At 63.5% G+C, this 22,388-nt stretch carries 18 protein-coding genes and 2 pseudogenes; 5 read left to right on the top strand and 15 right to left on the bottom strand.

Translation table 11 applies throughout. The features are described from left to right. Window positions 1-186 precede the first annotated feature (186 nt). The 3 genes from GPL20_RS29680 to GPL20_RS29670 all read left to right on the top strand — a co-directional run bounded on the left by GPL20_RS29680 (window position 187) and on the right by GPL20_RS29670 (window position 3,322). Window positions 187-2,172: a PAS domain S-box protein gene (locus GPL20_RS29680; RefSeq protein WP_157334342.1), complete on the top strand. Its 1,986-nt coding sequence runs from the start codon at window positions 187-189 to the stop codon at window positions 2,170-2,172. Next, window positions 2,169-2,840: a response regulator transcription factor gene (locus tag GPL20_RS29675; protein ID WP_254126190.1), complete on the top strand. Its 672-nt coding sequence runs from the start codon at window positions 2,169-2,171 to the stop codon at window positions 2,838-2,840. Before GPL20_RS29680 ends, GPL20_RS29675 begins: the two co-directional genes overlap by 4 nt. Window positions 2,841-2,935: 95 nt before the next feature. Beyond that, entirely contained in the window at window positions 2,936-3,322 is a 387-nt protein-coding gene (locus GPL20_RS29670; RefSeq protein WP_157334427.1) for a response regulator transcription factor, read from the top strand. A 42-nt stretch (window positions 3,323-3,364) separates the two neighbouring features. Here the strand turns inward: GPL20_RS29670 and GPL20_RS29665 are convergent, their stop codons facing one another. The 14 genes and pseudogenes from GPL20_RS29665 to GPL20_RS29600 all read right to left on the bottom strand — a co-directional run bounded on the left by GPL20_RS29665 (window position 3,365) and on the right by GPL20_RS29600 (window position 18,315). Next, on the bottom strand, window positions 3,365-4,336 hold the full coding sequence (locus tag GPL20_RS29665; RefSeq protein ID WP_167533277.1) for a tripartite tricarboxylate transporter substrate binding protein BugD: 972 nt from the start codon (window positions 4,334-4,336) through the stop codon (window positions 3,365-3,367). 186 nt (window positions 4,337-4,522) lie between these two features. Then, entirely contained in the window at window positions 4,523-5,764 is a 1,242-nt protein-coding gene (locus GPL20_RS29660; protein ID WP_157334338.1) for a threonine synthase, read from the bottom strand. A 136-nt stretch (window positions 5,765-5,900) separates the two neighbouring features. Next, complete coding sequence (gene lpdA / locus GPL20_RS29655) at window positions 5,901-7,322, bottom strand: dihydrolipoyl dehydrogenase (RefSeq protein ID WP_157334336.1); 1,422 nt, start codon at window positions 7,320-7,322, stop codon at window positions 5,901-5,903. Window positions 7,323-7,339: 17 nt separating this feature from the next. Further along, entirely contained in the window at window positions 7,340-7,570 is a 231-nt protein-coding gene (locus GPL20_RS29650) for a hypothetical protein (protein WP_157334334.1), read from the bottom strand. A 24-nt stretch (window positions 7,571-7,594) separates the two neighbouring features. Continuing rightward, window positions 7,595-8,944 carry a pyruvate dehydrogenase complex dihydrolipoamide acetyltransferase gene (locus GPL20_RS29645; RefSeq protein WP_157334332.1) on the bottom strand — a complete coding sequence of 450 codons (1,350 nt, stop codon included), beginning with the start codon at window positions 8,942-8,944 and terminating at the stop codon, window positions 7,595-7,597. Window positions 8,945-9,006: 62 nt separating this feature from the next. Continuing rightward, window positions 9,007-9,459: a nucleoside deaminase gene (locus GPL20_RS29640; RefSeq protein ID WP_254126192.1), complete on the bottom strand. Its 453-nt coding sequence runs from the start codon at window positions 9,457-9,459 to the stop codon at window positions 9,007-9,009. 2 nt (window positions 9,460-9,461) lie between these two features. Continuing rightward, window positions 9,462-9,764 (bottom strand): DUF5076 domain-containing protein, encoded by a 303-nt coding sequence (locus GPL20_RS29635; protein WP_092181243.1) that lies wholly within the window; start codon window positions 9,762-9,764, stop codon window positions 9,462-9,464. 3 nt (window positions 9,765-9,767) lie between these two features. Then, the gene (locus tag GPL20_RS29630; protein ID WP_157334330.1) at window positions 9,768-11,156 is read right to left on the bottom strand and encodes a pyruvate dehydrogenase complex E1 component subunit beta; all 1,389 of its coding nucleotides are present in this window, start codon (window positions 11,154-11,156) and stop codon (window positions 9,768-9,770) included. A 30-nt stretch (window positions 11,157-11,186) separates the two neighbouring features. Continuing rightward, the gene (gene pdhA / locus GPL20_RS29625) at window positions 11,187-12,209 is read right to left on the bottom strand and encodes a pyruvate dehydrogenase (acetyl-transferring) E1 component subunit alpha (RefSeq protein ID WP_157334328.1); all 1,023 of its coding nucleotides are present in this window, start codon (window positions 12,207-12,209) and stop codon (window positions 11,187-11,189) included. A 254-nt stretch (window positions 12,210-12,463) separates the two neighbouring features. Beyond that, window positions 12,464-13,672: pseudogene (locus GPL20_RS29620) on the bottom strand (glycerophosphodiester phosphodiesterase family protein); the annotation flags it as partial. Between the two features lie 341 nt (window positions 13,673-14,013). After that, a pseudogene (adh, locus tag GPL20_RS29615) lies at window positions 14,014-15,532 on the bottom strand (aldehyde dehydrogenase). Between the two features lie 309 nt (window positions 15,533-15,841). Further along, window positions 15,842-16,801 carry a GAF domain-containing protein gene (locus GPL20_RS29610; protein WP_157334324.1) on the bottom strand — a complete coding sequence of 320 codons (960 nt, stop codon included), beginning with the start codon at window positions 16,799-16,801 and terminating at the stop codon, window positions 15,842-15,844. A 206-nt stretch (window positions 16,802-17,007) separates the two neighbouring features. Continuing rightward, window positions 17,008-17,325: an FtsB family cell division protein gene (locus GPL20_RS29605; protein ID WP_157334322.1), complete on the bottom strand. Its 318-nt coding sequence runs from the start codon at window positions 17,323-17,325 to the stop codon at window positions 17,008-17,010. 102 nt (window positions 17,326-17,427) lie between these two features. Continuing rightward, a complete protein-coding gene (locus GPL20_RS29600; protein WP_157334320.1) occupies window positions 17,428-18,315 on the bottom strand; it encodes a helix-turn-helix domain-containing protein in 888 nt (295 codons plus the stop codon). 357 nt (window positions 18,316-18,672) lie between these two features. On the opposite strand from GPL20_RS29600, the gene GPL20_RS29595 reads away from it, so the two are divergent. Together GPL20_RS29595 and acmB are read left to right on the top strand one after the other, a co-directional pair. Then, window positions 18,673-20,310 carry a flavin-containing monooxygenase gene (locus GPL20_RS29595; protein ID WP_157334318.1) on the top strand — a complete coding sequence of 546 codons (1,638 nt, stop codon included), beginning with the start codon at window positions 18,673-18,675 and terminating at the stop codon, window positions 20,308-20,310. 56 nt (window positions 20,311-20,366) lie between these two features. Then, window positions 20,367-21,560 (top strand): methyl acetate hydrolase AcmB, encoded by a 1,194-nt coding sequence (acmB, locus tag GPL20_RS29590; protein ID WP_157334316.1) that lies wholly within the window; start codon window positions 20,367-20,369, stop codon window positions 21,558-21,560. Between the two features lie 151 nt (window positions 21,561-21,711). On the opposite strand, the gene GPL20_RS29585 is transcribed toward acmB, so the two are convergent. Continuing rightward, window positions 21,712-22,263, bottom strand: coding sequence for an NADPH-dependent FMN reductase (locus GPL20_RS29585; RefSeq protein WP_157334314.1), 552 nt, complete (start codon window positions 22,261-22,263; stop codon window positions 21,712-21,714). Window positions 22,264-22,388 lie beyond the last annotated feature (125 nt).

Raw genomic sequence — 22,388 nt, 5'->3', positions numbered from 1 at the left:
GGCTCATGTTCAACGAGACGGCGCACGACGCGCCGGCTGCACGGCCACCGCGAGAAACTTGCCTCGCGGTGCGCGCAGTCAATTCGAAGGCGGCCGTGACCGCCCATCCGACTTTGGCCGGAATTGCTCCTCTGGCGGCAACGTGCTCTACTTGTGTTCACGCAGAGAGCGCCGGGAGCGTCTGCGATGAAGCCTGGCCGGGCAGCAACGTTCGGGAAGTCAGCCGCACAATTCCTCGTCGGCTGCGTCAGGCAAACTGTCACCACCAAGCCGCGCACCGAGCCCGGTGACGCCAGTTTGCTGGAGGCGGTCAAGCAGTGGCAGCAAGTCTTCGAGCACAACCCGGTCATGTACTTCATGGTCGATCCGACCGGAACTGTGATCAACGTGAACACGTTCGGCGCCGCGCAACTGGGCTATACGGCCGCGGAGTTGATCGGCCGATCGGTGCTGGATGTCTTCTTCGAGGAAGATCGCGACTTCGTCCGCGCATGTGTCGCGCTGTGCCTTGAGACCGTCGATCAGTCACACACCTGGGAAATCCGCAAGGTTCGCAAGGACGGCTCGGTGCTATGGGTGCGCGAGAACGCCAAGACCATGCTGAGGGCCGATGGCGGGCCGATCGTGCTGGTCGCCTGCGAGAACATCACCGAGCGCAAGGAAGCGGAGAATGCACTGCGACAGAGCGAGGCTTATCTCGCCCAGGCGCAGGAATTGAGCCACACCGGCAGTTTCGGCTGGAGGTCAGCGACCGGCGAGATTACCTGGTCCAAAGAGACCTATCGCATCTTCCAATGCGACGAGGGAACCGAGCCAAGGATCCCGTTCATGCTCCAGCGGATTCATCCGGAGGACCGGCTCGCAGTGCAGCAGGCCACGGGTCGGGCGGCGCGCGAGGGAAAGGATTACGATCACGAGTACCGGCTCGTGATGCTCGACGGCTCCATCAAATACGTCCGGGCGGTGGCCCGGGCCATGCGAGACTCCTGCGGTCGCGTGGAGTTCGTCGGATCGGTGACCGACGTCACGGCGACCAAAGAGGCAGAGCGAAGGCTCCGCGAGAGCGAGCAGCGCTTTCGCGATTATGCCGAAACCGCGTCCGACTGGTTCTGGGAGACGGGGCCAGACCATCGCGTGACCCAGATATCGGAACACTCCGATACCGTCACCGCCCCCGCGGGCCTAATCGGGCTCACGCGCTGGGACATTGCGCCGGACGCCGATCTCGAGCCCGAAAAATGGCGACAACATCGGGCGGCGCTCGACGCCCACATCCCGTTCCGCGACCTGGTGTATCGCAGCAAGGACCGCAACGGGCAGCCGATCTACGTCCGGACCAGCGGCAAGCCGTTCTTCGACGCCGACGGCGTTTTTCTCGGTTATCGTGGCGTCTGCACCGACGTGACCGCGGCCATCCGGGCCGATCAGGCCGAAGACGCGCTGCGCAAGGCCCAGGCCGAGCTCGCCCACGTGACGCGCGTCACGACACTGGGCGAGCTGACGGCTTCAATTGCCCACGAAATCAACCAGCCCCTCGCCGCCGTGATCGCAAACGCCGACGCCTGCCTCGCCTGGCTGCAGCGCAGTCCGCCCGACCTCAAGGCGGCGCGCCGCTCCGTGGAGTGGATCGTCGAGGACGGCAAGCGTGCCAGCGACGTGATCCGCCACGTCCGGGCGCTCGCCAAGCGGACCGACATCGAGATGGCTCCGCTCGACGCCAACGCGGTCGTGCGCGAGGCCGTCGCACTCGTTCAGCGCGAGATGGCCAGCCACGCCGTCTCGGTGCGCATGGAGCTGTCGTCGGCACTGCCCAGGATCTTTGGCGATCGAATCCAATTGCAACAGGTCCTGATCAACCTGATCATGAACGGGATCGAGGCCATGGAAGGTGTCCATGATCGCCCGCGCGAACTGGCAATCCGCTCAGCCGCGAACGGTGACGACACGGCGCTGGTGAGCGTCGCCGATTGCGGCGTCGGCCTCTGCGAACAGGCAATCGACCGCCTGTTCATGCCGTTCTTTACCACGAAGGCGTCCGGCATGGGCATGGGGCTGTCGATCTGCCGCTCCATTGTCGAGGCCCATGGCGGACGACTTTCCGCCACTCCGAACCAGGAGCGCGGCGCAATTTTTCAGATCACCCTGCCGCTCTATCGAGAGGAAGCATCGTGATCGAGCGCGCGGAACCTTCGCGGCCGCAGGAGGACGGCGATCAGCCAATCGTCTTCATCGTCGACGACGACGCGTCCATGCGCCGTGCGCTCACCAATCTGTTCGAGTCGGTCGGCCTCAAGGTCGAAGCATTCGGCTCGGCGCCGCAACTCCTGCAGGCCAAGCCGCCGGAAGTCCCCAGTTGCCTGGTGCTCGACATCCGCCTGCCCGGAGTTAGCGGCCTTGACCTGCAGACCGATCTCGCCAAGGCAAATATCCACACGCCCATCATCTTCATCACCGGCCACGGTGATATCCCCATGACCGTTCGGGCCATGAAGAGCGGCGCGATCGACTTCCTGACCAAGCCGGTTCGCGACCAGGACATCCTGGACGCAGTCCAGGCCGCGATCGAGCGAGATCGCAAGCGCCGCGACCTCAACAGGACGGTCTCGACCGTCAGATCACGCTTCGAGTCCCTATCCCCGCGGGAGCGGGACGTACTGTCACTGGTGACGTCGGGCCTGATGAACAAGCAAGTGGCGGCCCAGCTCGGATTGGCGGAAATCACCGTCAAGATCTATCGTGGCCAGATCATGCGGAAAATGGGCGCGAAGTCGCTGGCGGACCTGGTGAGAATGAGCGAGGCGCTCGGGATTCGGCCCGGCAAGCCCAACGTACAAACCTAAGTATGAGTTTCCAATGATGACTGGCAGGTCCACCTTAAGTGTTTAGGTGTGGCCGTGGCGACGGCAAGCGCAATCCGGAGCGAGGAGCGGACGTCTTGTCAGTGGCTTCGGTCATTTCGGTGCTTGATGATGACCCTTACGTGCGGGCTGCGCTCAACAATCTCCTGGAGTCGCGCGGATACATCGTCCACACATTCGCGTCCGCCGAGGAGTTCTTGAGGTCGACCGATTCAAACGACACCTCGTGCGTGATCGCGGACGTACAGATGCCGTTGACAACCGGCATCGATCTTCTGACGCAGATGCGCGCGCAGGGTTCAGCCACGCCCTTCATCTTCATCACGGCTTTCCCGGATGAGAGCGTGCGTGCACGTGCGCTCAAGGCCGGGGCAATCTGTTTCCTCGGCAAGCCGTTCGCCGCCGCGGATCTGATGCAATGCCTGGAGCGGGCGCTGGTGGCAGGTGACGAAACCATCGAGTGATTGCCGGCGGTCAGCGAATACGCGAAGCGCGCGCTGCCCGCCTCAATCCACCTTGATGTTTGCCGCCTTGATGATCGGCCACCATTTTGCGATCTCAGCCTTCTGGCGGGTGCCGAGCGCTTCAGGCGTAAGCTGGTCCCGGGGCGTCATCTCCAGGCCCTGGCTCTCGAGTTGCTTCTTCACTCCGGGATCGCTCAACGCTTCGACGGCCGCCACGTTGAGCTTCGTCACGATCTCCTTCGGCGTGCCCTTCGGCACCCACATGCCCGACCACAGCGTCATGTTGAAGCCCTTCAGGCCCGCCTCCTCCGCGGTCGGAATCTCCGGCGCCGAGGCCAGGCGCTTGTCGTCGGTGATGGCGTAGGCGCGGATGGTGCCAGCACGCACCTGGTTGATGGAGTTGGAGGTCTGGTCGACTATGAGGTCGATCTGGCCGGCAATGAGATCGTTCAGCGCGGGCGCGGTGCCGCGATACGGCACGTATTGCAGCTTGATGCCGGAGACGCTCTCGAAATAGACACCGGCGATGTGGCTGCCGGAGCCCGCACCGGCGGTGCCGGCGGTCGGCGGCGACGGCCGTGACTTCAGCCATTCGATCAGCTCTTTCAGCGAGGTCGCGGGCACCGCGCTCTTGCTGACGACGATCATCGGGTTGCTCGGCAAGAGCACTACCGGCTCGAGATCGGTGACGAGGTCGTATTTGAGCTTATAGACGGCGCCGTTGGCAACATGGGTGCCGAGATGGCCGAAGGAGATGGTGTAGCCGTCCGGCGGCGATTGCACGGCGCGGCCGACGCCGATCGAGCCACCCGCGCCGGTGACGTTCTCGATCACCACGGGCTGACCAAGCGACACCCGCATCCGCTCGGCGAGCACACGCGCCATCGCATCCGATGGCCCGCCGGCCGCGAACGGCACGATGATGGTGATGGGACGCGTAGGATAGTCGTCGGCGCGCGCGGCACCCGTGAACGCGAGAATACCAATCAGCGCAGCCCAGACGGCCTTCTTCATTGTCTTCTCCCCAGCGATTTCGTTTTTGTTCTTCTTCGCCTCTCCCCGCTTGCGGGGAGAGGCCTGAATTCGCGCGTAGCGCAGATTCAGGGTGAGGGGGAGCCTCCACAAATTCGGCTGTCACCGCCCCCGCGGAGACTCCCCTCACCCCGACCCTCTCCCCGCAAGCGGGGCGAGGGAGAATTACTAGAACTGCGTGTAGTCGATCGGCTTGTGGCGATCGAGCGTGCGGGTGACCGGCGGCAGCGGATATTTCAGGCCGGTCGCGCAGTTGAACAGCATCACGCGGTCGGACTTGCCGACGCGGCCGTCGGCGAGGCTCTGCTTGTAGGCGGCATAGGTGGCGGCACCCTCGGGGCAGAGCAGCAGCCCCTCCTCGCGCGCAACCTCGCTCAGCGCCGACGAGATCTTGTCGTCATCGACCGCGATGGCAAAACCCTTGCTCTCGCGCACGGCGCGCAGAATGAGGAAGTCGCCGATCGCCTGGGGCACGCGGATGCCGGAGGCGATGGTGTGGGCGTCCTCCCAGCGCGTCGCGTGCTCGGTCCCGGCGTCATAGGCGCGCACCATCGGCGCGCAGCCCGACGCCTGCACCGCCACCATGCGCGGGCGCTTGCTTCCGATGAAGCCGATCTTCTCCAGCTCGTCAAAAGCCTTCCACATGCCGATCAGGCCGGTGCCGCCGCCGGTCGGATAGAAGATCACGTCCGGCACGTCCCAGCCGAGCTGCTCGGCGAGCTCGAGGCCCATCGTCTTCTTGCCCTCGATGCGGTACGGCTCCTTCAGCGTCGAGGTGTCGAACCAGCCGACTTTTGCCTTACCCTCGCCAACGATCTTGCCGCAATCGTCGATATAGCCGTTGACGCGGTAGACGGTCGCGCCCTGGAGCTCGATCTCGCTGACATTCACCTCCGGCGTGTCGGCCGGGCAGAAGATCGTGGTCTTGATGCCGCAGGAGGTCGCATAGGCCGCGAGCGCCGCGCCGGCGTTGCCGTTGGTCGGCATCGCCATGTGCTTGATGCCGAGCGCCTTGCCCATCGACACCGCCATCACCAGGCCGCGCGCCTTGAACGAGCCGGTCGGCAGCCGCCCCTCGTCCTTCACGATGATCTCGCCACCGCCAAGTTTTGCGCCGACCTTGGGCAGCCGAATCAGCGGCGTCGTGACCTCGCCGAGCGAGACGATGTCCTTGGATTTGCGCACCGGCAGCAGCTCGCGATAGCGCCACATGTCGGCGGGGCGCTGGGCGAGTGCATCCTTGGTCAGCGCCTTCTTCACGCCCGCGAGGTCGTAGCGCACCAAGAGCGGCTTGCCGGCCTTGGAGAGATTATGGACCTGGTCGGCAGCGTAATGATCGCCTTCCATCGCGCATTCGAGATGGGTGACGAAGGTCGGGCGTTCGATGGTGAGGTTGTCGTTGTCGTGCATGTTGCTTCTTTCTTCTTGTTTATTCAAATCGCTCTTTCCACTCGTCATTGCGAGGAGCTCTTGCGACGAATCAATCCAGACCATTTCCGCGGAGGCACTCTGAATTGCTTCGCTTCGCTCGCAATGACGGCGGATGTCATATATTCAGCACCCGTCCATACGCATCCAGCACGGCTTCCTTCATCATCTCCGACAGGGTCGGATGCGGGAACACTGTGTGCATGAGTTCCTCTTCCGTGGTTTCCAGGTTCATGGCGACGACGTAGCCTTGGATCAGCTCGGTGACTTCGGCGCCGATCATGTGGGCGCCCAGGAGCTGACCGGTCTTCTTGTCGAAGATGACCTTGACCAGGCCTTGATCCTCGCCGAGCGCAATCGCCTTGCCATTGCCGACGAAGGGGAAGCGGCCGACGCGGATCTCGCGGCCGTTCTCCTTCGCCCTGGCTTCCGTCAGGCCGACCGAGGCGACCTGCGGATGGCAATAAGTGCAGCCCGGGATCATGTCCTTGTCCATGGCGTGCGGATGCAGGCCCTTGATCGCCTCGACGCAGATCACGCCCTCATGCTCGGCCTTGTGCGCCAGCATCGGGGGACCGGCGACGTCGCCGATGGCGTAGATTCCGGGAATATTGGTCTTGCCGTAGCCATCGATGACGATGCAGCCGCGATCGGTTCTGACGCCGAGCTTTTCGAGGCCGAGATTTTCGATGTTGCCGACCACGCCGACGGCGGAGATCACCCGCTCGAACTCGGCCGTCACAGGCTTGCCCTTGCCGTCGTCGATGGTGGCGACGACGCTGTCGGCCTTCTTCTCCAGCTTGGTCACCTTGGTCGAGGACATGATCTTGATGCCCTGCTTCTCGAAGCGCTTTCGCGCAAGGCCCGCGATCTCGGCATCCTCGACGGGCAGGATCTGCGGCAGCACCTCGACCACGGTCACATCCGAGCCCATGGTGTGGAAGAACGAGGCAAACTCGATGCCGATCGCACCTGACCCGACGACGAGCAGCGACTTCGGAATCCGCTCCGGCACCATCGCCTCGAAATAGGTCCAGACCAGCTTCTTGTCGGGCTCGAGCCCCGGCAGCACGCGCGGCCGAGCGCCGGTCGCGACGATGATGTGCTTGGCCTGATAGGTCCCCTCGCCCAGCGCGCCCTTCGGCGCCTCGACGTCGGACTTCTTCACGGTGACCTTGCCGGGCGCGTCGATCGAAGCCGCGCCCCAGATCACGCTCACCTTGTTCTTCTTCATCAGGAAGCCGACACCGTCGTTCAGCCGCTTGGAGACTCCGCGCGAGCGCTGCACCACGGCCTTGGCGTCGAACGACACCTTCTCGGCCGACAGGCCGTAATCCTTGGCGTGCTGCATGTAGTGATAGATCTCGGCCGAGCGCAGCAGCGCCTTGGTCGGGATGCAGCCCCAGTTCAGACAGATGCCGCCGAGATAGGACTTCTCGACGATCGCGACCTTGAAGCCAAGCTGCGCGGCCCGGATCGCGGTGACATAGCCGCCGGGGCCGGAGCCGATGATGATGACGTCGAAGGATGTATCGGCCATGGTGGCTCCCGTTCAACTCAAGACGTGACGCCGTGTGCGCGGCGTTTTGAAACGATCGACCTGACCAGCCATTCGATCAGGCAGATCGAGATCAGAATCGCAAGGCCGATGAAGGCGATCGGCTGGGCAATGCTGCGCGAGAGCTGCTCGCTGCTGAAGAGCGCATCGTGCAGCACCTCGGTGCCGATCGGGCTGATGAGGACGATGATCGACAGCAGCATCGCGATCCAGGGCCAGCGCGTTCGCATTCAACCCGGTCCCCTCGCGCCGCGTCAGACCATCATCATGACGGGGTTCTCGATCAGCTGCTTGAACGCGCCGATCAGCTCGGCGCCGAGCGCACCGTCGATGGCGCGGTGATCGCATGACAAGGTCACGCTCATCATGTGCGCAATCTCGATCTTGCCGCCGCGCACGACGGGACGCTCCTCGCTGGTGCCGACCGCGAGGATGGTCGCGTGCGGCGGGTTGATCACGGCGGTGAAGTGGCTGATGCCGTACATGCCGAGGTTGGAGACCGCCGTGGTGCCGCCCTGGTATTCCTCGGGCTTCAGCTTGCGCGAGCGGGCGCGCGCGGCGAAATCCTTCATCTCGTTGGAGATGGTCGAGAGCGTCTTGGTCTCGGCCTTGCGGATGATCGGCGTGATCAGGCCACCGGGCATCGCCACGGCAACGCCGACATCGGAATGGTGATGCTTGACCATGCCGCTTTCGGTCCAGCTGACGTTGCAGTTCGGGATCTTCTGGAGCGCGACTGCCATCGCCTTGATGACGAAGTCGTTGACCGAGATCTTGTAGAGCGGCTTCTTCTCCTTGTCCTTGGGAGCAGCCGCGTTGATCTCCTCGCGCGCGGCGAGCAGCTTGCCGATGTCGCAGTCGATGGTGAGATAGAAGTGCGGAACGTTCTGGATCGACGCGGTCAGACGTTGGGCGATCGTGCGGCGCATGCCGTCATGCGGGACGATGTCGTAGGAGCCGGGCTCGAGCAGCGACAGGATCTGCTTGTCCGACATGGTCGGCGCGATCGAGGGCGCACCGGAGGGCGCCGCCGCGGGTGCCTTGAGTCCCTTGCCGGACTTGGCCTGCTCGACGTCGCGTGCGACCACGCGGCCGTGCGGGCCGGTGCCGGCGACCATCGCAACATCGATTCCGGCATCCTTTGCAATGCGGCGCGCCAGCGGCGATGAGAACACCCGGCCGCCATGGCCGTTGCCCTGCGGAGCGGGTGCCGCAGCCTGCGCGGCCGGTGCAGCGGCAGGCGCCGGCGCAGCCTTCGGTGCGGCCGGAGCAGGTGCCGGTGCAGCAGCAGGCGCTTCAGCGGCCTTGGGCGGCGCAGCCGAGGCGGTCGGCTTCGCAGCACCTGCCGCCTTCACATCTTCGCCCTCGCCAGCGAGCACCGCGATCACGTCATTGACCGGAACGTCTTGCGTGCCCTCGGGCACCAGGATCTTGGCGATCGTGCCTTCGTCGATGGCCTCGACCTCCATGGTCGCCTTGTCGGTCTCGATCTCGGCTATGACGTCGCCGGACTTGACCTTGTCGCCTTCCTTCTTCAGCCACTTGGCGAGGTTGCCCTTCTCCATCGTCGGCGACAGAGCGGGCATCAGGATGTTGATGGGCATGCTGACCTCACGAAGAACTTCTCAAAACGTCGTCCCCAAAAGCGAGGACGAACAGACCAGGTTTAGTTGCCGATGTCGCCCTGCCAAAGGCGCTCATTGGCAGGGATGGAACGCCAATTCTTCATCATGGTGATGGAGCGGTCGTCGGCAAGGTCGATCCAGGGGATGCCGAACTTGTCGAGGATGTCCTTGGATCCCTCGAAGGTGACGGATTCCCCGATCACTACCAGCTTGACCTTGAACAGCGCGAGCGCGCCGGCGCACATCGAGCATGGCGACAGCGTAGTGTACATGACGGTGTCATGGAACGTGATCGCGCCCGCCTCGCGCAGGCAGCTCATCTCGCCGTGCAGGATCACGTTGTTCTCCTGCACGCGGTTGTTGTGGCCACGGGCGATGACCTTGTTGTCGCGGGTCAGCACCGCGCCGATCGGCAGGCCGCCCTGCGCGATCGATGCCTCCGCCTCGCGGATCGCCTCGAGCATGAAGTCGTAGTGATGGGATTCGATCGCCACTGTCAGTGCCCCTTGCCGCGCGGCGTCGTGGTGCCGGTGTCGGTGGGACGCTCGATCTCGGCCTGGAACATCTCCAGGATCCGGTTGAGGGCATCCTCCTCGGTATATTCGCTCTCGCGCGCATAGGCGCGCGCGGCGTGGCGGGCGAGATCGACGAGCAGCAGGCCCCACATGTCCGGCTCCTCGAAGGCGCGCTGGAACGCCATCGACAACCCGCCGTCCAGCACGAACACGCGCAGGATCTCGACCGCGTCCTCGCGGGTCATGACGTCGGGCGGCAGTGGCTGCTCCTTCGGGCCCGCCATGGTCTACCTGTAGCAGACGGCTTTGGCGGCCTCGACGACTTCCGCCGCCGCCGGCAGTGCGAGCTTCTCCAGGTTCGCGGCATAGGGCATCGGCACGTCCTTGCCGGAAACGCGGGCGACCGGCGCATCCAGATAATCGAAGGCGTTCTCCATGATGCGCGCGGCGATCTCGGCGCCGACGCCGCTCTGCGCCCAGCCCTCTTCCACCGTGACGGCGCGGCCGGTCTTCTTGACGGAGTTGATGATGGTTTCGGTGTCCAACGGCCGCAGCGTGCGCAGGTCGATCACCTCGGCCTCGATGCCGTCCTTGGCGAGTTCGTCGGCGGCCTTCAGCGCATAGGTCATGCCGTTCGACCAGGAGATGATGGTGACGTGGCTGCCGGAGCGAACGATGCGGGCCTTGCCGATCGGGATCACGAAGTCGTCGAGCTTCGGCACTTCGCCACTGTGGCCGTAGAGCACCTCGTTCTCGAGGAAGATCACCGGATTGGGATCGCGGATCGCAGCCTTGAGCAGACCCTTGGCATCGGCGGCAGAATATGGCGCAACCACCTTGAGGCCCGGAATGTGCGAGTACCAGGCCGAGTAATCCTGGCTGTGCTGGGCGGCGACGCGCGCGGCCGCACCATTGGGCCCGCGGAACACGATCGAGCAGCCCATCTGGCCGCCGGACATGTAGAGCGTCTTGGCTGCGGAGTTGATGATCTGGTCGATCGCCTGCATGGCGAAGTTGAAGGTCATGAACTCGACGATCGGCTTCAATCCGGTCATCGCGGCGCCGACGCCGATGCCGGCAAAGCCGTGCTCGGTGATCGGCGTGTCGATGACGCGCTTAGCGCCGAATTCCTGAAGCAGGCCCTGCGTGACCTTGTAGGCGCCCTGATATTCCGCAACCTCTTCGCCCATCACGAAGACGTCGGCGTCGCGGCGCATCTCTTCGGCCATGGCGTCGCGCAAGGCTTCGCGGATGGTCTGCGTCACCATCTCGGTGCCGGCAGGCACTTCCGGATCGGGCTCGGCAACGGCTTGCGGCGCAGGCGCGGCCTTGGGCGCAGGCGCCTCGCCCTTCGCGGCGGCAGGCGGCGCGGACTCCGCGGCCTTCTCCTGCTTCGCGGGCGCAGGTGCCTTGGCCAGATCAGCGGCGCTTTCGCCATCGGCGAGAATGGTCGCGATCGGCGTGTTCACCGCAACGTCGGCCGTACCTTCCGGGATCAGGATCTTGCCGAGCGTCCCCTCGTCGGTCGCCTCGACCTCCATGGTCGCCTTGTCGGTCTCGATCTCGGCGATGACATCGCCAGACTTGATCGTCTCGCCCTCTTTTTTCAGCCATTTGGCGAGGTTGCCCTTCTCCATCGTGGGCGACAACGCGGGCATCAGCACTTGAATTGGCATATCGACTCCAAAAGAAAGCTTGCGCGCGTCTTAGCGATAAACGTCGGTCCAGAGCTCGGCGGCATCCGGCTCGGGATCATGCTGGGCGAAATCGGCGGAGGCGTTGACGATGTCGCGCACTTCGGCGTCGATCGCCTTCAGATCCTGCTCGCTGACCTTGGCCGCCAAGAGGCGGTTGCGCACCTGCTCGATCGGGTCCTGGTCGTGGCGGACCTTCTCGACCTCCTCGCGCGTGCGATATTTTGCAGGGTCGGACATCGAGTGACCGCGATAGCGGTAGGTCTGCATCTCCAGGATGTAGGGGCCCTTGCCGGCGCGGCACCAGGCCGCCGCCTCCTCGCCCGCGGCCTTCACGGCGCGGACGTCCATGCCGTCGACCTGCATGCCGGGAATGTTGAAGGACGCGCCACGCTTGGAAAAATCCTGCTGCGCCGAGGCGCGCGAGACTGACGTTCCCATGGCGTAGCGATTGTTCTCGATGACGTAGATCACCGGCAGCTTCCAGAGCTCCGCCATGTTGAAGCTCTCATAGACCTGGCCCTGGTTGGCCGCGCCGTCGCCGAAATAGGTGACGCTGACATTGTCGTTGCCGCGATAGTGATTGGCGAAAGCAAGCCCGGTGCCGAGCGAGACCTGGGCGCCGACGATGCCGTGGCCGCCGTAGAAGTGCTTCTCCTTGCTGAACATGTGCATGGAGCCGCCCTTGCCCTTGGAATAGCCGCCGCGGCGTCCCGTGAGCTCGGCCATGACGCCGTTGGCGTCCATGCCGGTGGCGAGCATGTGTCCGTGATCGCGGTAACCGGTGATGACCTGATCGCCCTGCTTCAGCGCCATCTGCATGCCGACCACCACGGCCTCCTGGCCGATATAGAGATGACAGAATCCGCCGATCGCGCCCATGCCGTAGAGCTGGCCGGCCTTTTCCTCGAACCGCCGGATCAGGAGCATGTCGCGGAGCGCCTTCAGCTCCTGCTCCCTCGTGAATTCCGGGGGCGAGCCGCCGTTGGTCTTGTCCTGTGCTGCGCCTGCGGCGGCTTTCTTGGGTGCGGCCATGGGAATTCCGGGTCAGAGAAAACTTCTGCCCTCTCTAACCCAAGTCAAACGCCCTTGGAAAGCACCGCGGCGGCATGGCACGATTTTCATTATGCCGCAGTGCAACGTGGCCGAAACTTTGCAAAACCTTTAGGCTTGATTGGGCAACATTAGCTCCCCACCAGCGAAGCGGGTGCAAGCAGCCGACGCAGCTAAATCAGACACGGTTACGTTCAGATCCGAAACGAGAGCGCCGGTCCGATTCGCCGTTTCGCCTACCAGCCGAGTTCTCGCAAATACGCTGCGCGGGCGGCAACGCCGGTATGCGTGAAGTCGGTGAAGACCCCATCGACGCCAAGTCGGAAAAATTTGAGATATTCAAGGCTTGGATCACCGCGATAGTCGGCGGCCAGATATTTCTTCTCGTTCCGGAAGGTGAAGACATGCACGAACAGGCCGAGCTTGTGCGCGTCCGCGATCAGGCTGGTCGCCTCCTGCGTCGAAGCGTCCGGCGTCGATCCCTTGTAGGGCGTGCCGTCGGCGTTGCGGTCCTTCCACGGCGCAATCTTGAGCGGAACGATGTAGGGCTTCCACGGGCCGATGCCGTCGGCATAGGTCTTGATCTCGGCAAGGCCCTCGGGCGTCAGCATCGCGTCGTACAAGCGGGCGTCGCTCGCAACCGTCCAGTCGAATGGACGCGAATTGGTGATGTTGTCGAGGAGGACCTTGCCGGTCTTGAAGTCGATCCCGTTGCCGTCGATGAGCTGCACCTGCTGCGTCTGAAGGCCATGGCTGCGCATATATTTCAGGCTGCCGGGCTCGAAGCTCTGAACGAGGATGGGCGCATCCTTGGTGTTGAGATCATTGTCCTTGACGATCTTGATCAGGGCATCCTCAAGCGGATGGCTGCCGGGCGCGCCGCAGCCATTCGCAATCGCCTGGGTATTGTTCCAGGTCGGGTTCTTGGTTTCGGGATAGACGAGGATCGTACGCCCCGTCGCCCTGCTCTTGGCCTTGGCGATGTCGATGACGTCCTGGAAGCTGATGACCGGGAACTTGCCGTTGAAGACCTTCGGCCTTTCGTTGGCCGCATCATAGGTGGTGCCGGCGATCCATTGCTTCAGCTCGGCCATGGTGAAGTCGGTGATCGACCAGTCATTGGTATGATCTTCACCGTCAACGATCAGCGATTTCAGCACTGATTTGGGATCGGTTGGATCGGTAAGATCCGTCAGGTAATCGGCGGGCACGCCGGTCGCAGACGGAGCCTTGACGCGCACGCCGGGCACCGTGCGCTTGCGGGCCGCAACAGCCGCATTGGTCTTCGCCACCTCGGCAACGTTGGTGTTGTCGCTCAGCCAGGGATTGTGACGTACCACTAGCACGCAGTCCTTGGTGAGGTGCAGGTCCTCTTCGAGCGCGTCGGTTCCCAGCGCTGCGGCAAGGTCATATGACGGCTCGGTCTCTTCAGCGACCAGTCCAGGCAGGCCGCGATGTCCGAGGATCAGTGGCGCCTTTCCATCAACGGTCAGGAACGGTTTGGCGCCGGCGGGCGCCGCAGCGGTTTGTGCGAAGGCCATCGATGGCGGCAACAGGGCCAAAGCCGCCGCACCGACCAGCATCGCGCCAACACACGCGTTCCGTCGTGAAGGACCGTCCCGCATCGCCAAGCCTCCGTCTTTGCCCGGCATCGCTTCGATGCCACACGCGCCGAACCGATAAAGTTCAGCGCTCCCGTCTTGTCTCAATTCCCTGACAGACGGATGACGGCAGGCCCGGCCGGCAAGAGAGCGGCGCAGGATTGCGCCGCCCTCTCCTCCGCCGATCAGAAGAAGCCGAGCTTCTTCGGGCTGTAGCTGACCAGGAGGTTCTTGGTCTGCTGGTAGTGATCGAGCATCATCTTGTGGGTCTCGCGCCCGACGCCCGACTGTTTGTAGCCGCCGAAGGCCGCATGTGCGGGATAGGCATGATAGCAGTTCGTCCAGACGCGGCCGGCCTGGATTGCCCGGCCGAAGCGGTAGCAGCGATTGGCATCGCAGGCTCCAGACACCGGCGCCGAGGCCATAGAGCGTGTCGTTGGCGATCGCGAGTGCCTCCTCGTCGGTCTTGAAGGTCGTGACCGAGACGACGGGGCCGAAGATCTCCTCCTGGAAGATCCGCATCTTGTTGTGGCCCTCGAACACGGTCGGCTGGACGTAGAAGCCGCCGGCAAGATCGCCCGCGAGCTCAGCGCGGCCGCCGCCGGCCAGCACCTTCGCGCCCTCCTGCTTGCCGATGTCGATATAGGAGAGGATCTTGGCCAGCTGCTCGCCCGAGGCCTGCGCGCCGATCATGGTGGTGGCGTCGCGCGGATCGCCCTGCTTGATCGCGGCGACGCGCTTCAGCGCCCGCTCCATGAAGCGGTCATAGATGTCGGCGTGGACCAGCGCCCGGCTCGGACAGGTGCAGACTTCGCCCTGGTTCAGCGCGAACATGACGAAGCCTTCGATCGCCTTGTCGAAGAAATCGTCGTCCTCGGCGGTGACGTCGTTGAAGAAGATGTTCGGCGACTTGCCGCCGAGCTCCAGCGTGACCGGGATCAGGTTCTGGCTGGCGTACTGCATGATCAGCCGGCCCGTCGTGGTCTCGCCGGTGAAGGCGATCTTGGCAATGCGGGGACTGGACGCGAGCGGCTTGCCGGCCTCGATACCAAAACCGTTGACGATGTTGAGGACGCCGGGCGGCAGGATATCGGCGATGATCTCGGCCCAGACCATGATCGAGGCCGGGGTCTGCTCGGCAGGCTTGAGCACCACGCAATTGCCTGCAGCAAGCGCAGGCGCAAGCTTCCAGCAGGCCATCAGCAGCGGGAAGTTCCAGGGGATGATCTGGCCGACCACGCCGAGCGGCTCGTGGAAATGATAGGCGATGGTGTCGTGGTCGATCTCGCCGATCGAGCCTTCCTGCGCGCGCACCACGCCGGCGAAATAGCGGAAGTGATCGATGGCGAGCGGCAGGTCGGCAGCGCGAGTCTCGCGGATCGGCTTGCCGTTGTCCCAGGTCTCGGCAATGGCGAGACGCTCGAGATTTTCTTCCATGCGGTCGGCGATCCGGTTCAGGATCGCGGCGCGCTCAGCCACGCTGGTGCGGCCCCAGGCGCCCTTGGCAGCATGCGCCGCGTCGAGAGCTGCTTCGACGTCCTGCGCGTCGGAGCGTGCGATCTTACAGACGATCTGGCCGTTCACCGGCGAGGCGTTGTCGAAGTATTTGCCGGAGATCGGCGCGACGAATTTACCGCCGATGAAGTTGTCATAACGTTCGGCGAAGGGAACTTTGGTGACGCTGAGGAATTCCACCTTGTTCATTGATCACTCCCGATGTTTGCTGTCTGCGCAATTCGTCGCGTTGTCACGACTTGCGCCGACGATGTCGCGGGAGGCGTTTTCTGTCAGCCCAGGCGGGAGCGATGGCCGGGCCGACCTGTCGCAGTTCTGCGACAGTCGGCGGTGAGGCAATGCAAGACGGAGGGCTCGCAGCTTCCACGCCGTCATTGCGAGCGCAGCGAAGCAATCCAGACTGTCTCCGCGGAGGAATTCTGGATTGCTTCGCGGAGCCTGTCATCGGGCCGCGCTTCGCACGGACCCGCGCAATGACGGCTGAGGAAACAGCAGGGCTCAGTGGTTCAGCTCGAACCGCTTGAGCTTTCTGTGCAGCGTGGCGCGGCTGACGCCGAGGGCCTTGGCGGCCGCCGAAACGTTGCCGCCGGCGCGAAGCAGCGCCCGCTGCAACACCGCGCGCTGACCGCCGGCAAGATGGTCGTGCGCGGTATCGCCGCCGAGCAGATCGGCGGCGGGTATCGGCTGCAATGCCCGGCCGGGTGCGATCCCAAGTCCAAGCCGCGCGGAGCGGGTTGCGCCGATCACGAGATCGTCCGCGTCGACCGCAATCAGGCCGCCGCACTGGCCGTCCGGGCCCTGCGTCAGCACGATGCGGGCATGGGCGAAGGCCCGGCGAAACAGATCGGCCTCGATACGCTTGGCCGCTTCGCCCGCCGCGAGCGCAATCAGGCTGGCGAAGGCGTCGGTGCGGTCGGCGCGGCAGGACGAGACGTCAAGCACGCCCGCAAGCGCCGCCTCGTGGTCGTAGATCGGAACGGCGGTGCAGCTCAAGCGCGTGTTGCGCGTGAAGAAATGCTGGTCGCGGTCGATCGTCAGCGGGCGCTGTTCGACGAGGCAGGTGCCGATACCATTGGTGCCCTCGTGCTCCTCGCTCCAGAGCGCGCCGGTCCACAGGCCCCAGGATTGAAAAGTGGCATCATCCGCGGGCGTGCCTCTGCGATCGACCGGCACGCCGTCGTCATCGGCGAGCAGCACGCAGCAGCCGGCGGCACCGACCGCCTGGTAGAGCCGGTCCATCGCACCTTGCGCGGCGGCCAGGAGCGGCGCGATGCGCTCGCGCGCCTGGCCGAGTTCCGCTTCCGTCAGCCGGTGCGGCGAACCGCGGCCGGAGGGATCGAGATGATGCAGTCGGGATGAACGGCGCCATGAGGCCACGAGCGCGGACCTTGCCGCCTGACCTGACGCAATAGCGGCCTCGACGCGAGCCGCGTGATGCTGGGGCATTGACCCATTCATCACTGTTTCCTCCGGAAGACAGTCTAGGCTGTGCCGGCGCGGCCTGATTGATCTGCGTCAACCTCGGGCGACAGCGACAGAAGGCATGAGCCTGTTCCGGCGCCACCGTCAAGGCGGCGGTGCGCTCCGGACCTACGACTTTCGTGCCACCAAGGCGGTCCGGCGGCGACGGCCTTCGCTATCGATTTCGAATGGCGCGGAATGCGCTATTTCTGCGGGATCATCCGAACCAGATCATGCGGATTGACGTAGTCGAGCTGGTAACGCGCCCGCTCGTCCAGCATGTCCGGATCGATCCGCGAGGTGCGCAGCAGCGAGACCCGCTGCTCGCTTCTGGCGCGCTCGCGCTTGAGCTGCGCCAGTTCACTGGTCAGGGCGATGATCTCCTGGTCGAGTTCCTGGCGGGCGTTGAGGCCGTATTTGCCGGTATAGGCGTTGACGCCGAAATAGCCGACGATGGCTGCCGCCATCGCGTAGAGGGCCAGGCCGGTCAGGATCGATTTGAGGCGCGCGCGAGAGACCATTCCTGAAATGATGGGACAGATTGGTTAAGGGAGCGCTAATTCCAAGTCATCGCATACCCAACCTTCGTGGTCGGGAGCGAGGCCGATTGTGACGCAGTAGGACTAACTCAGGCAGCTCTTGCGATATTCTGCGGGCGTGATGTTCAGGTGTCTGCGAAAGATCCGGTTGAGATGGCTCTGATCGGAAAATCCGCTCAAGAGCGCAATCTCCTTCAGAGCGAGCCGATCCTTGCGCAGGTGTTGGCACGCGCGCTCCACCTTTCGGCTCAGTACATAGGCATGCGGCCGCATGCCGTAGTGCACCTGGAATTTGCGCGCAAACTGCACCGGCGTGCAGTTGCAGATATTGGCGAGTTCCTCGAGCGTGATGTTCCTCGAGATGTTCTGCTCGATATAGTCCTCGATCAGCCGCGCGTGGGCCGGCCTGAAGCGCCCCTGTGCACAGGGCATCTTGAATTGCACGGAGGCATATCTTCGCAGGAGGTGCACGCTCGCCTGGAGTGCCAGCGCATCGTAGCAAAGCCGCCCGCCGGGAGATCCTTCGGACACCTCCTGCACCATGCGGTCGCCGATCCAGGTCAGCACCGGATCCTCGATCCTGAGCAGGTCGTGAAGCTCGATGCCTTCCGGATCGCGGTCGAACGCTTCGCTCGCTGTCTTCGCCATCACCTTCGGGGAAATGTAGAAATGGCTGACCTCGATGTCGTGGCTCCAGCGCCAGTTCGAAGGCTCCGCACGCGTTAGCAGTGTTGTGACGCCGCGGCCGACATGATCCTGCTTCCAGGCCCCGGTCACGCGGCGGTTCATCGACGTCGTGCCTTCGCGGTAGACGACGATCAGGAAGTTCTCGTTCGGCGGGACCCAGATGTCGGATGGCGCATAACGGAAGACGCGCAACCGAAAGTCGGATTTGCCCACAGCCGAACTGTCCAGCATCAGCTCGCCGGGCGCATAACGTGGCAGCTCCTCGACCGTGATGAATTGGCCCATCGCGCGAGCCTCCTCCTTGGGATTCCGTAGCGCGGTTGACCGCTGCTGCTTCTCATTGGCCGAACGGCGGGAGCGCAGCATAAGCCGGTTTTGCAGTTTGCCAAGCGAACAGTGTCGAGGTCCGGCGCCGGGCTCCGTTCCAAGGATTGTCGATTTTGTTCAAGCCCCACAGCCCGGCCGCCTCGTAGCCTTTCTCGCGTTCCAGGCAGAGCAGGAGAAACGGCGGAACAGCCGCGGGCCAAACGAGCCCATTCTATCGCGCTGCCGGGACCGACAATGACGCGATGCACCAGCGTCCGGTGACACCACGGACGGGGGAAGGTCGCGCGCGCTCTGGAAACGTGAGGAGGGACTAATATGGAAACCGCAAGCAAGACCAATGGAAGCAACGGCGCGCATGTGACGGCAAAGCTCGATGCCGTCGTGGTGGGAGCCGGCGTCGCCGGACTCTATCAGCTCTATCGTTTGCGCGAGCAGGGATTGACGGTCAGGGCGATCGACGCAGCGTCCGGCGTCGGCGGCACCTGGTACTGGAATCGTTATCCCGGCGCGCGCTTCGACTCGGAAGCTTATATCTATCAGTATCTGTTCTCCGAGGAGCTCTATAAGGGATGGAGCTGGAGCGAGAAATTCCCGGGCCAGCCGGAAATCGAACGTTGGCTCAACTACGTCGCCGACCGTCTCGATCTCCGCAAGGACATCCAGTTCAGCACAACGGTCAAAAGCGCCCATTTCAACGAAGCCACACAGCGCTGGCTTGTCACGACCGATAAGGGTGATGTGATCGACACCCAGTTCCTGGTCACCTGCTGCGGCATGCTCTCGGCCCCCCACGTGTCGTTTCCGGGCCAGGAGACTTTCAAGGGACGCCTGTTCCACACAGCACGCTGGCCGAAGCAGCCGATCGACCTCGCGGGGAAGCGCGTCGGCATCATCGGCAACGGCGCAACCGGCATCCAGGTCATCCAGACGATCGCGGGCGAGGTCGGCCATCTCAAGGTCTTCATCCGCACGCCCCAATACATCATCCCGATGAAGAATCCCAAGTTCGGTGCGGCGGATGCGCAAGCCTACAAGTCCAAGTTCGAGCACTTCACCCAGCGGTTGCCGCACACCTTCACGGGTTTCGAATACGATTTCGAGCATGCGTGGGCCGGCCTGTCGCCCGAGAAACGCCGCGAGGTGATCGAGGACTGCTGGAATGACGGCTCGCTGAAGCTGTGGATCTCGTCCTTTGCCGAGCTGTTCTTCGAAGAGGCGGTCAACGCCGAAATCTCGGAATTCGTCCGCGAGAAGATGCGTGAGCGGCTCAAGGATCCGAAGCTGTGCGACCTCCTGATCCCCGCGGACTATGGTTTCGGGACGCACCGGGTGCCGCTCGAGCAGAACTTCCTCGAGGCCTTCCATCGTCCCAATGTCGAGATCGTCAGCGTCAAGAACAATCCGATCGAACGCGTGACGCCGAAGGGCATCCAGACCGCCGACGGCACGGTCCATGAGCTCGATATCATCATTCTTGCAACCGGCTTCGACGCCGGTACTGGCGCCCTGACCCGCATCGATATCAGGGGGCGGAGCGGACGATCGCTTAGAGAGGATTGGGCCAGGGATATTCGCACGACGATGGGCCTGCAGGTTCACGGCTACCCCAACCTGTTCACGACAGCCGTGCCGCTCGCGCCTTCGGCTGCGCTGTGCAACATGACAACGTGCCTGCAGCAGCAGGTCGAATGGATCGACAACTGCATCAGGTACATGCGGGCCAAGGACCTGAAGGTGATCGAGCCGACCAAGGACGCGGAAGATGGCTGGGTGACGCATCACGACGAGATCGCCAACGCGACGCTGATCGCGAAGACCAATTCCTGGTACCTGGGCTCGAACGTCGAAGGCAAGCCGCGCCGCATCCTTTCCTACTGCGGCGGCGTCGGTGTCTATCGCCAGAAATGCGACGAGGTCGCGGCGAGCGCCTACCAGGGCTTTGCCATGAACTGACCGCGCGCCAAGCGCCATGTCGAGTGAACAATTCCAATTCAGACGGGAGGACAATCATGATCATGAATTTTGGCGCGACGGCAGACGCCGTTCTCGACGGCGTCGTTGCATCCACGCCGGGCGTACCGGGCGTCGTCGCGATGGTGACGAACCGCTACCGCAACATCTACGAGGGCGCGGCCGGCAAGCGCCGTCTCGATTCTGCGGCCGACGTGACGACCGACAGCATCTTTGCCATCTTCTCCACGACGAAGGCGATTACCGGTACGGCGGTTCTGCAACTTGTCGAGGATGGCAAGCTCGATCTCGACGCGCCTGCGCAGCGCTACGCGCCCGAGATTGGCAAGCTCCAGGTGATCGATGGTTTTGACGACAAGGGCGAGCCGATCCTGCGTCCGCCGAAGCGCGATATCACCACCCGCATGCTGATGACTCACACAGCAGGACTGAGCTACGATTTCATCAACCAGACCTACAATCGGCTCGCCCAGGAAAAGGGTCAGCCCAGCGTGATCACCGCGACCAAAGCCTGCCTGATGACCCCGCTCTTGTTCGATCCGGGCGAGCGGTGGGACTATGGGACCAACATCGATTGGTGCGGCCAGATCGTCGAAGCCATCGCGGACCGACGGCTCGGTGACGTCTTCAAGGCGCGCATCTTCGAACCGCTCGGGATCAAGGATATAACCTTCGAACTGACCGAGCCGATGCGCCAACGGCTGGCCGGTATCCACGCGCGAAACGCCGACGGCTCGCTGACGCCGATGGATTTCGAACTGCCGGCCAAGCCCGAAGTTCATATGGGCGGTCACGGGCTCTACGGCACCATCGGCGACTACATGCGCTTCATCCGCATGTGGCTGAATGACGGAGTGGGCGAGTACGGCCGCGTGCTGAAGGCCGAAACCGTGCGCATGGCGGAGAAGAACCATCTCGGCGACAAGAAGGTGACGCCGATCAGCGGAGTCATTCCCTCGCTGTGCAATGACGCGGAGTTCTTCCCGGGCCAGTCCAAGTCGTGGGGGCTGACCTTTATGATCAACGACGAAGAAGCCCCGACGGGACGTCCCGCCGGCGCGCTTGGCTGGGCCGGCCTTGCCAACCTGTTCTACTGGATCGACCGGCAGAACGGGTTCGGCGGGTTCTGGGCCACCCAGATTCTCCCCTTCGGTGATCCAACGTCGTTCATCGGTTACATGAACTTCGAGACGGCGTTCTACCAGAGCCTGAGGCAGCGCATGGCAAGCTAGTCTTGCGTTCTCGAGGGTCCAATCGTAGAGGCCGACCATTGATCGGCCTCGTCCTCAGGATGAGAACTTATGGTGTGGCCGCGGGCAAAAACGTGGATGGCCGGGACAAGCCCGGCCATGACGGAGAGTTGGGTAGCCTTGGCGGAAAGTCTCAGCCGTGGTGCTTCGCCACGTGGGCAGCGAACGCGTCGATATAGACCTGGAGCACGGGCTTCAGGGAGTCCTTGGTCAAGTTGCCCTCGGCATCGAAGGCATCGCCGATTGCAGTCAGGTAGGTCTCCGGCTGCTGCATGATCGGGCCGGAAATGCCCGGCAGGATGTTCTGAAGCGTCTTGGCGGCGCTGACGCCGCCGAGCGGACCCGGCGAGTTCGAGATGATGCCGACCGGCTTGCCGTTGAACGAGCTCTTGCCATAAGGGCGCGAGGCGACGTCGATGGCATTCTTCAGAACGCCAGGGATCGCGCGGTTGTATTCAGGGGTGATGAAGATGACACCGTCCGATTTCTGAAGCTTGTCGCGGAAGGCCAGCCAGTCCGCGGGCGGCGCACTCTCGAGATCCTGATTGAAGAACGAGATGCCCGCCGGAGTGATGACCTCGAGCTTGAGAGTAGCCGGTGCGAGCTTCGCCAGCGCGTTGGCGATCTTCAGCGAAAAACTGTCCTTGCGCAGGCTGCCGGCGATCACGACGATATTGTAGGCCATGGGGGTGTCCTCGAGGGCTTGAGCGGGAGTGCCGGGCGGCACTTAATCGATCCCGATCGATGGATGCAAGTGCATGAACCGGACTGATTTGGAAACGCTGCGTTTCGCGAAAGCAGATGTTCGCC

The sequence above is a fragment of the Bradyrhizobium cajani genome, assembly GCF_009759665.1.
In the GTDB taxonomy this organism is placed as follows: Bacteria; Pseudomonadota; Alphaproteobacteria; order Rhizobiales; family Xanthobacteraceae; genus Bradyrhizobium; species Bradyrhizobium cajani.
This window is presented reverse-complemented; position numbering and strand designations above follow the sequence as displayed.

Coding starts and splice junctions, on each gene's coding strand:
- pdhA (WP_157334328.1), bottom strand. CDS start 12,209: ATGGCCGCACCCAAGAAAGCCGCCGCAGGCGCAGCACAGGACAAGACC.
- GPL20_RS29650 (WP_157334334.1), bottom strand. CDS start 7,570: ATGCGAACGCGCTGGCCCTGGATCGCGATGCTGCTGTCGATCATCGTC.
- lpdA (WP_157334336.1), bottom strand. CDS start 7,322: ATGGCCGATACATCCTTCGACGTCATCATCATCGGCTCCGGCCCCGGC.
- GPL20_RS29630 (WP_157334330.1), bottom strand. CDS start 11,156: ATGCCAATTCAAGTGCTGATGCCCGCGTTGTCGCCCACGATGGAGAAG.
- GPL20_RS29665 (WP_167533277.1), bottom strand. CDS start 4,336: ATGAAGAAGGCCGTCTGGGCTGCGCTGATTGGTATTCTCGCGTTCACG.
- GPL20_RS29595 (WP_157334318.1), top strand. CDS start 18,673: ATGGAAACCGCAAGCAAGACCAATGGAAGCAACGGCGCGCATGTGACG.
- GPL20_RS29660 (WP_157334338.1), bottom strand. CDS start 5,764: ATGCACGACAACGACAACCTCACCATCGAACGCCCGACCTTCGTCACC.
- GPL20_RS29605 (WP_157334322.1), bottom strand. CDS start 17,325: ATGGTCTCTCGCGCGCGCCTCAAATCGATCCTGACCGGCCTGGCCCTC.
- GPL20_RS29635 (WP_092181243.1), bottom strand. CDS start 9,764: ATGGCGGGCCCGAAGGAGCAGCCACTGCCGCCCGACGTCATGACCCGC.
- GPL20_RS29645 (WP_157334332.1), bottom strand. CDS start 8,944: ATGCCCATCAACATCCTGATGCCCGCTCTGTCGCCGACGATGGAGAAG.
- GPL20_RS29680 (WP_157334342.1), top strand. CDS start 187: ATGAAGCCTGGCCGGGCAGCAACGTTCGGGAAGTCAGCCGCACAATTC.
- acmB (WP_157334316.1), top strand. CDS start 20,367: ATGATCATGAATTTTGGCGCGACGGCAGACGCCGTTCTCGACGGCGTC.
- GPL20_RS29600 (WP_157334320.1), bottom strand. CDS start 18,315: ATGGGCCAATTCATCACGGTCGAGGAGCTGCCACGTTATGCGCCCGGC.
- GPL20_RS29585 (WP_157334314.1), bottom strand. CDS start 22,263: ATGGCCTACAATATCGTCGTGATCGCCGGCAGCCTGCGCAAGGACAGT.
- GPL20_RS29610 (WP_157334324.1), bottom strand. CDS start 16,801: ATGAATGGGTCAATGCCCCAGCATCACGCGGCTCGCGTCGAGGCCGCT.